This window comes from Pseudomonas sp. Z5-35 (assembly GCF_051131945.1).
GTDB classification, from domain to species: Bacteria; Pseudomonadota; Gammaproteobacteria; order Pseudomonadales; family Pseudomonadaceae; genus Aquipseudomonas; species Aquipseudomonas marvdashtae.
The window spans coordinates 4,228,535-4,241,606 of record NZ_CP071640.1; the positions used below are offsets into that span (position 1 = coordinate 4,228,535).

At 62.8% G+C, this 13,072-nt stretch carries 10 protein-coding genes; 6 read left to right on the top strand and 4 right to left on the bottom strand.

Features of this window, described 5'->3' with window-relative positions; all coding sequences use genetic code 11:
- Positions 1-55: 55 nt before the first annotated feature.
- The 4 genes from J3P95_RS19370 to edd form a co-directional block, all read right to left on the bottom strand.
- Positions 56-1,525: an ATP-binding protein gene (locus tag J3P95_RS19370; protein ID WP_434558340.1), complete on the bottom strand. Its 1,470-nt coding sequence runs from the start codon at positions 1,523-1,525 to the stop codon at positions 56-58.
- Positions 1,515-2,246 carry a response regulator gene (locus J3P95_RS19375; RefSeq protein ID WP_186613587.1) on the bottom strand — a complete coding sequence of 244 codons (732 nt, stop codon included), beginning with the start codon at positions 2,244-2,246 and terminating at the stop codon, positions 1,515-1,517. The genes J3P95_RS19370 and J3P95_RS19375 overlap by 11 nt, the downstream gene beginning before the upstream one ends.
- A gap of 109 nt (positions 2,247-2,355) precedes the next feature.
- Positions 2,356-3,321 (bottom strand): glucokinase, encoded by a 966-nt coding sequence (locus tag J3P95_RS19380; RefSeq protein ID WP_434580039.1) that lies wholly within the window; start codon positions 3,319-3,321, stop codon positions 2,356-2,358.
- Complete coding sequence (edd, locus tag J3P95_RS19385) at positions 3,318-5,144, bottom strand: phosphogluconate dehydratase (RefSeq protein ID WP_434558342.1); 1,827 nt, start codon at positions 5,142-5,144, stop codon at positions 3,318-3,320. The genes J3P95_RS19380 and edd overlap by 4 nt, the downstream gene beginning before the upstream one ends.
- Before the next feature lie 230 nt (positions 5,145-5,374).
- On the opposite strand from edd, the gene gap reads away from it, so the two are divergent.
- From gap to J3P95_RS19415, 6 genes are all read left to right on the top strand, one after another.
- The gene (gene gap / locus J3P95_RS19390; protein WP_434558343.1) at positions 5,375-6,376 is read left to right on the top strand and encodes a type I glyceraldehyde-3-phosphate dehydrogenase; all 1,002 of its coding nucleotides are present in this window, start codon (positions 5,375-5,377) and stop codon (positions 6,374-6,376) included.
- Between the two features lie 132 nt (positions 6,377-6,508).
- Positions 6,509-7,015, top strand: a complete 507-nt coding sequence (locus J3P95_RS19395) for an RNA polymerase sigma factor (protein WP_434558344.1) — start codon at positions 6,509-6,511, stop codon at positions 7,013-7,015.
- A 90-nt stretch (positions 7,016-7,105) separates the two neighbouring features.
- Positions 7,106-8,068, top strand: a complete 963-nt coding sequence (locus J3P95_RS19400) for a FecR family protein (RefSeq protein ID WP_434558345.1) — start codon at positions 7,106-7,108, stop codon at positions 8,066-8,068.
- A 119-nt stretch (positions 8,069-8,187) separates the two neighbouring features.
- Positions 8,188-10,779 carry a TonB-dependent receptor gene (locus J3P95_RS19405; RefSeq protein ID WP_434580037.1) on the top strand — a complete coding sequence of 864 codons (2,592 nt, stop codon included), beginning with the start codon at positions 8,188-8,190 and terminating at the stop codon, positions 10,777-10,779.
- A 144-nt stretch (positions 10,780-10,923) separates the two neighbouring features.
- Positions 10,924-11,514, top strand: a complete 591-nt coding sequence (locus tag J3P95_RS19410) for a biliverdin-producing heme oxygenase (protein WP_434626027.1) — start codon at positions 10,924-10,926, stop codon at positions 11,512-11,514.
- Between the two features lie 86 nt (positions 11,515-11,600).
- On the top strand, positions 11,601-12,947 hold the full coding sequence (locus J3P95_RS19415) for a CoA transferase (RefSeq protein WP_434580034.1): 1,347 nt from the start codon (positions 11,601-11,603) through the stop codon (positions 12,945-12,947).
- Positions 12,948-13,072 lie beyond the last annotated feature (125 nt).

The following is a 13,072-nucleotide window of genomic DNA, read 5'->3' on the forward strand; positions in this document are numbered from 1 at the left end:
TTGATAATGAACGCTCCCACGCTATGCGCAGGAACGATCAGTCGACACAACCCGGCTAATCCTGACTGCGCGGCAATTGCAACGTCACCCGCAACCCACCCTCGCGCAGGTTCTGCAGGCTCACTTCGCCGCCGTGGCTGTGGGCGATGTTGCGGGCGATGCCCAGCCCCAGGCCGTAGCCCTGCTGTTGCCCGGCAAGGCGAAAGTGCGGTTCGAAGACTTGTTCCAGACGCTGCTCCGGCACGCCAGGGCCCTCATCGTCCACATGCAGGATGAACGCCGTTTCATCGTCATCGATGTGCAGGTGGGCTCTTTGCCCGTATTTCAAGGCGTTGTCGATCAGGTTGCCAATACAACGCTTGAGGGCCAGCGGCTTGCCGGGATACGGCGCCAGCGCCCGGCCATCCTGTGTAACCCGGCCGTTACCGTTGGGGGCGAGGTAAGGTTCCACCAGGCAGTCGAGCACGTGGTTGAGGTCCACCGGCTCGATGTTTTCATGAATATCGGTGTCCTTGACGCATTGCAGCGCGCCTTTGACCAGCAGCTCCAACTCGTCCAGGTCGCGGCCGAACTTGGCTTGCAGGTTTTCGTCCTCCAGCAGCTCGACCCGCAGTCGCAGTCGGGTAATGGGCGTGCGCAGGTCATGGGAGATCGCGCTGAACAACTGGCTGCGCTCGGTCAGGTAGCGGCTGATCCGCTCGCGCATGGCATTGAACGCGCGCCCCACTTCCACCACTTCGCTGCCGCCGCCCTCGGCCACGGGCTCCACTTCGGCGCCCAGGGACATGTCCCGCGCGGCCCGGGCCAGGCGTTTGAGCGGTCGGCTCTGCCAATGCACCAGCAAACCGATAAAGAGCAGCAACAGGCTGCTGGTGAGCACGATGAAACCAACCTGTTGCTTGGGCAGGTCCTGTTCTTCGAGGCTGGTGTAGGGTTCGGGCAGCAGCGAGGCGATGTACAGCCATTCGCCTGGGGCCATCTGGATTTGCGTGACCAGCACCGGCGGGTTCACCGGTTCAAGGGTCAAGGCGTAATGAGCCCAAGAGCGGGGCAACTCATCGAGCTTGAGTCCGCCATTGAAGATTCGCAGGTCTTCGGGGCTGACAAACTTGACGGAGATATCGGCGTTATTGCCCAGGGAACGACGCAACACTTCGTCCACGGCCTTTAGCACCGCCAGTTTGCGCGGCGTCACTGGCAACACGTCCATGCCCAGTGGCTTGTCATTGAGCGTCACGACAAACCGCGTGCCGCCCATGCTGCGCAATTGGTCCAACACCAACGGCCGATAGGCCACCGGCAGCGAACGCAGGTAGCTGACAGTGGCGGTCATCGAATGCGCAAGGCTGCGAGCGCTGGTGACCAGGCCTTCGAGCTGGGTGGCGCGCAATTGCGAGACCCAGATCAGGCTGGACAGGGTCTGGGCGAACAGCACCACCAGCAACGTCAGCAGTAGCATTCGTCCTAGCAACGAACGCGGCACGGGCACTCGCCGGACAAGCTTCTTGACCCCTTCAATGACCATTGCTGGCAACCACACTGGCCGCCAATTGATAACCGCTGCCGCGCACGGTGCGGATCAACCGCGGCGGCTTGTCGGTGTCGCGCAAACGCTGGCGCAGGCGACTCACCGCCATGTCGACGATCCGGTCCAGCGGCATCAGTTCACGTCCCCGGGTGGCGTTGCCGATGGTGTCGCGGTCGAGGATTTCCTGGGGATGGTCGAGAAACAGTTTGAGCAAGGCAAAGTCGGCGCCGGACAGGATCACTTCTTCGCCATCGGCGTGGAACAGCCGGTGGCTGACCATGTCCAGGCGCCACTCGTCAAAGGCCAGCACTTCGCCGCCGGTGCGTTCCTGGCCGAACTGCGCCCTGCGCAGCAGCGCCTTGATGCGCGCCTGTAATTCACGAGGACTGAAAGGTTTGCCCAGGTAATCATCGGCCCCCAACTCCAGGCCAATGACCCGGTCGGCCTCGTCGGAACTGGCGGTGAGCATGATGATCGGCACGTGCGCCTGGCGCGGATGCTGGCGAACCCAGCGGCAAAGGCTGAAACCGTCTTCATCCGGCAGCATCACGTCGAGGATCACCAGGTCGCTCGGCGCCTCGTTCAGGGCCTGGCGAAACCCGGCGCCGTCAGGCGTAGTGCGCACCTGGAACCCCGCACGGCTGAGGTAAGTGTCCAGCAGTTCGCGAATCTCTTGGTCGTCGTCGACCAACAAAATCGATTTGTTCACTGAACTCACGGGGCATCGTCCTTGCTGTTTAGGTTGGGGCGGATTATGCCTGATGGACGGAACCTGCAAACACCACAACCTGCGAGGCGAGCGAGCCCGCTCCCACAGGTAGCCTATTTCAGACGGAGGCCGACGCCGACTGCTCCAACGCCACGCCCGCACCCATCAGCCCAGAGTACGGCGCGGTCACCAGCCAGACCGGAATGCCCTTGAAGTAATCGCTCATGCAGCCTTTGTCGGCGAAGCAGGCGGCGAAACCGCTTTCAAGGAAGAAATCGGCGAACCGCGGGACCACCCCACCCACGATGTACACGCCGCCGCGCCCACCTATGGTCAGCACGTTGTTGCCGGCCACGCGCCCCAGCCAACGACAGAATTGCTCGAGTACCTCCAGGGCGATGGGGTCGCCGGCCAGGCCGGCGGCGGTAATCGACTCAGGTGTATCGAGCACCGGCACATGCCCGTCCACCGCGCAGATCGCCCGATAGACGCGAGGCAGACCGCTGCCGCTCAGGGCCGTTTCGGCGCTGACATGGCCGATCTCGTTGTAGATGTGTTGCCAGAGTTGAGTCTCGCGCGGACTGCTCATCGGCAGGTCGACATGACCGCCCTCCCCCGGCAACGCCGCGAAACGGCCCTCGCCCAGGTCCAGCAGCGTGCCGACGCCCAGCCCGGTGCCCGGACCAATCACCACCGCCGGGCGCATCGGCTCGGGCGTACCCTGGCAAACGACCCGATATTCATCGGGACGCAAACAGGTCATGCCCAGGGCCATCGCGGAGAAGTCGTTGACCAGCAGCAGCTTGTCCACCTGCAAGGTCTTGCAGAAGGCCAGGTTGCTCAATCGCCAGTGATTGTTGGTGAAGCGAAACTCATCGCCGCTCACCGGGCCGGCCACCGACAGGCACACCGAGCCAATCGACCCCGGTACCATGCCCATGCCGCTCAGGTACACCTTGATGGCATCTTCCGGGCAGGCGTAATCCGCCGTCGCCAGCACCTGGATGTTTTCCAGGCTGTGGTTCTTCCACAACGCGAAACGTGCGTTGGTCCCACCGATGTCACCGACCAAAGCCAGTTTCAATTAAGCGTCTCCAGGGCAGAAGTGAACGCGCTGGCGCCCTGCTCTGCCGAGCTGAAGGCCATGCGCATGAAGCCAAACAGCTCGCGACCGGTGCCGATGTTGTTGCCCAACAGGCCCTTGGCCGGTTCGCGCGCGGCGAATTCCTCGGCGTCCACCTTCAATTCCAAGGTGCCTTTGACGCCATCGACACGAATGATATCGCCCTCCCGCACCCGGGCCAACGCACCACCGACATATGCCTCGGGACTGACATGAATGGCCGCGGGGATTTTCCCCGACGCGCCGGACATGCGCCCGTCCGTCACCAGCGCAACTTTGAAGCCGCGATCCTGCAGTACGCCGAGGAACGGCGTCATTTTATGCAGTTCCGGCATGCCGTTGGAGCGTGGGCCCTGGAAGCGCATCACCGCGACAAAATCCTTCTCCAGCAAACCGGCCTTGAACGCATCGGCCAAGTCCTGTTGATCCTGGAAGACCATGGCCGGCGCTTCGACAACCTGGTTTTCCAGGGCCACGGCCGAGACCTTCATCACGCCACGGCCCAGGTTGCCTTCCATCACCCGCAACCCGCCTTCCGGCGAGAAGGCACGGGCCACCGGGCGCAGGATGTTTTCATCGAGGCTTTCGACCGGACCGTCGCGCCACACCAGCTCGCCATCCTCGAGGAACGGCTCCTGGGTGTATCGACTCAGGCCGTGACCGAGCACGGTGTTGACGTTCTCATGAAGCAGACCGGCTTCCAGCAATTCGCGGATCAGGAAGGACATGCCGCCCGCCGCCTGGAAGTGGTTGATGTCGGCCTTGCCGTTCGGGTAGACGTGGCTCAGGGTCGGCACCACCTCGGAGAGGTCGGCCATGTCCTGCCAGGTCAGCTGGATACCCGCCGCCATGGCGATGGCAGGCATGTGCAAGGTGTGGTTGGTGGAGCCGCCGGTGGCGTGCAGCGCGACGATGGAGTTGACCAGCGAACGCTCGTCGACGATTTCGCCGATGGGCATGAAATGACCGCTCTGCTTGGTCAGGCGTGTCACCTGGAACGCCGCTTCGCGGGTCAGCGCATCACGCAGCGGCGTGTTCGGGTTGACGAACGAAGCGCCCGGCAGGTGCAGGCCCATGACTTCCATCAGCAGCTGGTTGGTGTTGGCGGTGCCATAGAACGTGCAGGTGCCCGGGCTGTGGTAGGACTTCATCTCCGACTCCAGCAGCTCTTCGCGGGTGGCCTTGCCTTCGGCGTAGCGCTGGCGCACGTCGGCTTTTTCCTTGTTGGAAATGCCCGAGACCATCGGCCCGCCCGGCACGAAGATCGTCGGCAAGTGACCGAAGCGCAGCGCGCCCATCATCAGGCCCGGGACGATCTTGTCGCAGATACCGAGCATCAGCGCGCCATCGAACATGTTATGGGACAACGCCACCGCCGTGGACAGCGCGATCACTTCACGGCTCGGCAGGCTCAGTTCCATCCCTGCTTCGCCCTGGGTCACGCCGTCGCACATGGCAGGGGTGCCGCCGGCGAACTGGCCGACCGAGCCGATCTCGCGCAGGGCTTTCTTGATTTGTTCAGGGAAGGTTTCGTAGGGCTGGTGCGCCGAGAGCATGTCGTTATAGGACGACACAATGGCGATGTTGGCGGCATTCATCATCCGCAGGTGATGCTTGTCTTCGGTGCCGCAACCGGCCACGCCGTGGGCGAAGTTGGCGCACTGCAACTTGCCGCGCATCGGACCGTCGCTGGCTGCACCGCGGATCAGTTCAAGGTAAGCCGCGCGTGTAGCGCGACTGCGGGCGATAAGCCGTTCGGTGACCTCAAGTACGCGGGGATGCATGTGTAGAACTCCAGGCTAACGGGTATGGCGACCTGATTGTCTATGCTGGTTCAAAGCCCCTTGCGCACCGCAGGAAAGACCGGGCGACAAACGGTTTCTGACCAATCGGACCAGTTGATTCAGGTCACTCGTTGTAGATAAAACAAAATATTGCCATTAAAAAGGCTTGTTTTCTATTTTTATGCGAATAATCTTGTAATTCCAACAACAAATCGACGGCGGCGCAGTTAATGACTCTTCGAATTGCAATCAATGGTTTTGGCCGCATCGGCCGCAACGTCCTCCGTGCACTGTATACCCAAGGCTACCGTCGCGACTTGCAGATCGTCGCCATCAACGACCTGGGCGACAGTGCAATCAATGCTCACCTGCTCAAGTTCGACACCGTCCACGGCACCTTCGATGCTGACGTACAGCACGACCATGAGAGCCTGACGGTCAACGGCGACCGCATCTCGGTCAGCGCCATCCGCAACCCGGCCGAACTGCCTTGGGCCGCCGAGAAAATCGACGTGGTGTTCGAGTGCACCGGGCTGTTCACCGACCGTGCCAAGGCGGCCGCGCACATCAGCGCCGGCGCCCGCAAGGTGATCATCTCGGCCCCGGCCAAGGGCGCCGACGCCACCGTGGTGTATGGCGTGAACCACGATATCCTGCGCCAGTCCCACCAGATCATTTCCAACGCTTCGTGCACCACCAACTGCCTCGCACCGGTGGCCCAGGTGCTGCACCGCGAGCTGGGCATCGAAAGCGGCCTGATGACCACCATCCATGCCTACACAAACGACCAGAACCTGACCGACGTCTATCACAGCGATCCGTACCGCGCCCGCTCGGCCACCCAGAACATGATCCCGAGCAAGACCGGCGCCGCCGAAGCGGTGGGCCTGGTGCTGCCGGAACTGGCCGGCAAACTGACCGGCATGGCCGTGCGTGTACCGGTGATCAACGTGTCCCTGGTGGACCTGACCGTGCAGCTCAAGCGCGAAGCGTCGGCCGAAGAAGTCAACGAACTGCTGCGCCAGGCCAGCCAGCATTCGACGATCCTCGGCTACAACACCCTGCCTCTGGTCTCCAGCGATTTCAACCACAACCCGCTGTCGTCGATCTTCGACGCCAACCACACCAAGGCCAGCGGCAAGCTGCTCAAGGTACTGGCCTGGTATGACAACGAATGGGGTTTCTCCAACCGCATGCTGGATAACTGCCTGGCGTTGTGTAACGCCGAGTAACTCAGCGCGACGTTAACGCGAGCCAATCGTGGGAGCTCGCTCCCACAACGGCTCTGCCGTGGCAAATCAGGGCTTGACCATTCGCGCAGATGATAAGCATTATCATCTAGTCGAATCGGATCGGGCCCTACCGTGAGTCAATCGCGCTTTCACCACGTCTTTCTCGCCCAGCGCACCCCGCTGCTGCGCACCCTCGAGCGCATGGTCAACAACCCGAGTACCGCCGAAGACCTGCTGCAGGAAACCTACCTGCGCGTCACCCGCGCATTGGCCGAACGCACGATCGATCATCTTGAACCCTTTGTCTTCCAGACCGCCCGCAACCTGGCGTTGGACCATTTGCGCGCGCGGCGGATCCAGTCGCGAACCGTGCTCGACGACGTTCCGTTGGACGTCGTGAATAATGTGGTCGCGCCCCAAAGCAGCGCCGAAGACGCCGCCCATGCCGAGCAAATGCTTGAGCGACTGAATATACGCTTGCAATCGCTGAGCTCGCGCCAGCAGCAGATTTTTATCCTCAGCCGCTTGCACGGCCACAGTTACCAGGACATCGCCGAACGATTGGGCGTGTCCTCGAGTACCGTGCAAAAGGAACTGAAATTGATCATGGCGATCTGTGTGGGGCAACTGCAGCTATGAGCTTCAAGCTTCAAGCTGCGTACAGGCCACTTGCAGCTTACAGCTTGCAGCTTGTAGCTTATCGCTCACTGCTTACATCGAGAATCCACCGTGACGGATACGCCCCGCCCCCCTGAAGCCGCCGAGGCACGGCTCACCGCCCATGCCATGGACCAGGCGCTGGACTGGCTGATCCTGCTCGATAACCCCAGCGAGGAACAGCGCCGACAGTTCCAGGCCTGGCTGGCGGCCGACGCGCGCCACGGCGAAGCGTTCGCCCGGGCCCAGGCGATCTGGAACGGCCCGCAAATCATCGAAAGCGCCCGGCAGCTGCTGGACCGCCCCAAGGTCAGCGCACTGTCGCGCCTGCGCAGCCATTGGAAACCATTGGCCACGGCTGCCGTGCTGTTATTGGGATTGTTCAACTTCAGCGACCTGCCCCTGCAATTCCAGGCCGATCACCTGACCGTGGTCGGCGAACGTCAGCGCCTGCAATTGGAAGACGGCTCCAAGGTCCTGCTCAACACCGATTCGGCTTTTTCCAGTTCCTTCGACGAACACCGGCACGTCGCCCGGCTGTACAAGGGCGAGGCGTTTTTCGAGGTGCCGGCCAGCCGCAACCTGCCGCTGGAGCTGGACGCCGGCCCGGTCACCGCCAGCGTCAGCGATACCACATTCGCGGTGCGTTACCTGGACGGTGTCGCGCAGGTCCAGGTGCAACGCGGCGATATCGACCTGAGGGCAACCCGTTATGACACCCATGTCCGGCTCTCGGCCGGCGAGAGCATTCGCATCGGCCCCAACGGCTTCGACCGCCCGGCACGGCTCGACGTCGGCACCGACCTGGCCTGGGTCCAGGGTCGGCTGGTGTTCGAAAACCGGCCGCTGAGCCAGGTCCTTGCCGAATTGCGGCGCTACTACCCCGGCTGGATCATCACCCGTAACGACCGGCTGGCCAACGTCGCGGTCACCGGAAACTACCGCCTCGATCAACCCCTCGACGTGGTGCGCTCCCTGGCCCACATCACCTCCGCGCGCCTGAGGGAATTTCCGGCGCTGGTGATCTTGAACTAAATGAGAATTATTTTTACTCGATAGGCTTCGCTGGTTCGTCTCGTTATAGCCAATGCAATTGATTCGCATCTCCCGATGCCGATCTGCACCTATAACAGATGCGACACGGAGCACTATCGATGTCCTCGCGCTTTACTTGCCGACTCCTTGCCCCTAACACGCTGTCACTGCTGACCGCTGCCATCTTGATGGCCGGCACCGCGCCGGCCGTCTTGGCCGCCACCGCCGAGCAACCGCCGGCTCGCAACATGGGCGACTACACGTTTTCGATTGCCCGGCAGCCGCTGGTCTCGGCCCTGAATGCCTTTACCGCCGTCACGGGCTGGCAGGTTGGGCTGCCCGCCGAATTGGCCGAGGGGGTCGCGTCGCCAGGCGTCAATGGCTCGCTGCCACCGGAGAAAGCCCTGGAACGGCTGCTGGCAGGGACGCACCTGAACTACCGCAAACTGGGCGATAACAGCGTCGTCCTGGAAAAGCGCAGCGCCGGCAACGTGTTGGACCTGCAGCAGGTGACCATCAGCGCCACCCGCCAGGAACAGGACATCACCAGCGTGCCGAGCACCGTTTCGATTCACGGTCGCCAGGAGCTGGACCGCAACAACGTCAACACCATCAAGGACCTGGTGCGCTATGAGCCCGGCATGTCAGTGGGCGGCGCGGGCCAGCGTGGCGGCATCAGCGGCTACAACATCCGTGGCATCGACGGCAATCGGATCCTGACCCAGATCGATGGCGTGGAAGTACCCGGCGGTTTCTTCAACGGTCCCTACGCCAAGACCCAGCGCAACTACGTCGACCCGGAAATCATCAAGCGCGTGGAGATCCTGCGCGGGCCGGCCTCGGTGCTGTACGGCAGCAATGCCATTGGCGGCGTCGTCAGTTATTTCACCCTCGATCCGGACGACATCATCAAGCCCGGCAAGGACGTCGGCGCTCGACTCAAGACCGGCTACAGCTCCGTCGATGAAAGCTGGCTTAAATCCGGCACCGTCGCCGGTCGCAGCGGACCGTTTGATGGCCTGCTCCACTACAGCCAGCGCGACGGTCACGAAACCGAATCCTACGGCAGCAACAACGGCACCGGCCTGGACCGCACCGCGGCCAACCCGGAAGACGTGCGCGCCAACAACGTGCTGGCCAAACTCGGTTGGAACTACAGCGATGATGCGCGCCTGTCCCTGGTTTATGAAAAGTACAAGGACGATCGCGATACCGACCTGAAAAGCGCCTACGGCGGCCCCTACGCCAATGGCCAACCGGCCATTCCCGGGTCGATCCTGCCCGGCGGCATGTACCAATGGCGCACCGGCAACGACACCATCACCCGCGAGCGTTTCGGCCTGGAACACAGCTTCGCCTTGGATAGCCTGTTCGCCGACAGCATCAAGTGGAGCCTGAACCACCAGGTCGCCAAGACCGACCAGAGCACCGCCGAGTTCTATTTCCCGATCACCCGCCAGGTACTGCGAACCCGGGAAACACTCTATGAAGAAAAGCAGTGGGTCTTCGACGCGCAGTTGGACAAGGCTTTCAGCATTGCCGACACCGATCACGCGCTGACCTACGGCACTACCCTCAAGCAACAAAAGGTCACCGGTTCGCGCAGCGGTAACGGCGTGTGCCTGGCGGTCGGCGTGGGTTGTCCCGCCGTCGGCGCCCTCAGCACGCGAGACGTATTGGCAAAAGCCAGTGACTTCCCGGACCCGACCATCAACACCTACAGCCTGTTCGCCCAGGACCAGATCAGCTGGGACAAATGGACCTTCACGCCAGCGCTGCGCTACGACTACACCCGGCTCAAGCCCCACCTGACCGATGAGTTCCTCAGCACCGTGGACCCTACCGCTGGCGGCACGGTCAGCGACGACAACAAGACCTGGCACCGCGTCTCGCCCAAATTCGGCCTGACCTATGCCCTCACCGACCAATACACCTGGTACGGCCAGTATGCCGAGGGGTTCCGCACCCCGACCGCCAAGGCCTTGTACGGTCGTTTCGATAACACAGGCGTGGGCTACAGCGTGAAGCCCAACCCCGATCTGGAACCGGAAAAAAGCCAAGGTTATGAGAGCGGTCTGCGCGGTCGTTTCGATTCGGGCTCGTTCGACGTGGCGGTGTTCTACAACAAGTACCGCGACTTCATCAACGAAGACGCCATTACCCCTGGCGCTGATCAATTGACTTTCCAGAGCAATAACATCAAGCACGCCACCATCAAGGGCGTCGAGGCCAAGGGACGCCTCGACCTGGACGTGTTCGGCGCACCACAGGGCCTCTACACCCAAGGTTCGGTCAGCTATCTCCATGGCCGCAACAACGACACCGGCGAACCGCTCAACAGCATCAACCCGCTCACCGGCGTGTTCGGGCTTGGCTACGACCAGGAACAGTTCGGCACCTTGCTCAGCTGGACCCTGGTGAAGAAGAAAAACCGCGTCGATGACAGCAATTTCAATTCGCCCGACGGCGTGACCAGCCAGTTCAAGACGCCCGGCTTCGGCATCCTCGACCTGAGCGGCTACTACAAGGTTACCGAGGACGTCACGGTCAGCGGCGGCCTCTACAACCTCACCGACAAAAAGTACTGGTTGTGGGATGACGTGCGCGGCTACGACAGCGTTGGCGAAGCAGCGGTGCTGAGCCCGGCCAACCTCGATCGCCTGACCGCGCCCGGGCGCAACTTCGCGGTCAACCTGATCTGGGATATCTGATCGGTCGCCTGACAAAAGATGACCCCGTGGCGAGGGAGCTTGCTCCCGCTCGGCTGCGCAGCGGCCGCAAGTCCTCGGGGCCTGCTACGCAGTCCAGCGGGAGCAAGCTCCCTCGCCACACTGTATTCACTCGAAGGAATTTACATGACCATCCAACGCCCCGCTTCACGCTCCCAACGCCTCAACCAGATCACCCACGAGTCCCACAGCAAGCTCGACGCGTTGGTCAAGGCCCACGCGCCCTTCGAGACCCGGGCCAGCTTCGCCCGCTTCGTCGTCGCCCAGTACCTGTTCCAGTCGGAATTGGTGGCGCTGTACAACGACGCGCAACTGACCGCGCTGATCTTCGACTTGCCTGCTCGCTGCCGCGCCGAAGCGGCCAAGGCCGACCTGGCGGACCTGCACACCGAAGTACCCGCCCCGGTCGCCGGTGCGGTGAAAAATCCGACCCAGGCCGAAGCCCTCGGTTGGCTGTTCGTCTCCGAAGGCTCCAAGCTCGGCGCGGCGTTCCTGATCAAGCGCGCCGTGGCCTTGGGGATGAATGAAACCTTTGGCGCCCGTCATCTGGCGGAACCGGCGGGCGGACGCGCCGCAGGCTGGAAAAGCTTCACGCGCACCCTCGACAACCTGCCCTTCACCGAACAGCAGGAAGCCGAAGCGGACAAAGGCGCGCTGGACGCCTTCAACCGGTTTACGGTGCTGTTGGAACAAGCGTATGCGACAGAATTGGCCTGACGGTCGGCGCTTGCTCGCACGCGGCTACGAGCGACCTCAAACGCAGTTTTGAACTATGATCGCCCTCTCGTAGTGGAGGGCTTTCGATGTCAGATCTACTCACGTCCATGCAGGCCGCCCTCGGTTTGCCGATGACCCCGATCCCCTTCACGGGCGAAGGCGCCTTGCCTTCGGCCTTCGCCGTCACGGAACTGGCCAGCGCCAGCATCGCCACGGCCGGTCAAGCCGCCGCCGAACTCATCCGCCAGCAGACTGGCCGCATGCCGACGCTCGAAGTCGACCGGCGCCTGGCCTCGTTCTGGTTCTCCACCTCCCTGCGGCCCATTGGCTGGAGCGTCCCGCCGATGTGGGATCCGGTGGCTGGCGACTACGCCACCGTCGACGGCTGGATTCGCCTGCACACCAATGCACCGCACCATCGCCTTGCCGCGGAAAAAGTCCTCGGCACCTGCACCGACCGCGCCGACATGGCGCGCAAAGTTCTCCGTTGGCACAAGACGGATCTGGAACAGGCCGTGGTCGACGCCGGTGGTTGCGCCGCGCAGATGCGATCCTGGCAAGCATGGCAGGCTCATCCACAGGGCATGGCCGTGAACGCCGAGCCCCTCGTCCACCGGTACGACGATGGGCAAGGTCCGCTCAGGCCCTGGCTTGGCTCCGTCGCCCAGCCATTGGCCGGCCTCAAGGTACTGGACCTGACCCGCGTACTGGCCGGCCCGATTGCCAGTCGCTTCCTCGCCGGCCTGGGCGCCGATGTACTGCGCATCGACCCGCCGAACTGGAACGAACCCGGCGTGGTGCCGGAAGTCACCCTCGGCAAACGGTGTGCCCGCCTCGACTTGCATCAATCCGCTGACCGCGCGGTGTTCGAGGCGCTGCTCAAAGACGCCGATGTCCTGCTGCACGGCTATCGCGCCGACGCGCTGGAGCGTCTGGGCTACAGCGTCGAGCAACGCCGGCGAGTGGCGCCTGGGCTGATCGATGTCAGCCTCAACGCCTACGGCTGGAGCGGGCCATGGCAGCATCGCCGTGGCTTCGACAGCCTGGTGCAGATGAGCAGCGGCATCGCCGAGGCCGGCATGGTGTGGAAACAGGCCGACAAACCGACGCCGCTCCCCGTCCAGGCACTGGACCATGGCACGGGCTACCTGATGGCGGCCAGTGCGATCGTGTTGTTCTTCCGCCGCTTGGTCGATGGCCGTGGCGGTTGCGCACGCTTGTCCCTGGCACGCACGGCGAAGCTGTTGATCGAGCGCGGCGCAGGCGACGCGAGTCCCTTGCGAGCCGAGGCCAACGATGATCAGGGATTATTGGTCGAACAGACGCCATGGGGACCCGCCCATCGCTTGCGGGTGCCATTGAAGATCACCGGGACGCCGCTGCAATGGACCTTGCCGGCGGCCGAATTGGGCGCTCATCGCCCGCAGTGGTGACAGCACGAGCGCTATCGCGAGCAAACGCACGTCAGCACGGCAACGCCAGGCATTGTTTATCGGTAACCGCAAAACTTATGCGGCAGGCGCGGTGTCTGCCGTTCTCCACGCCTTCGAAGGAGAGA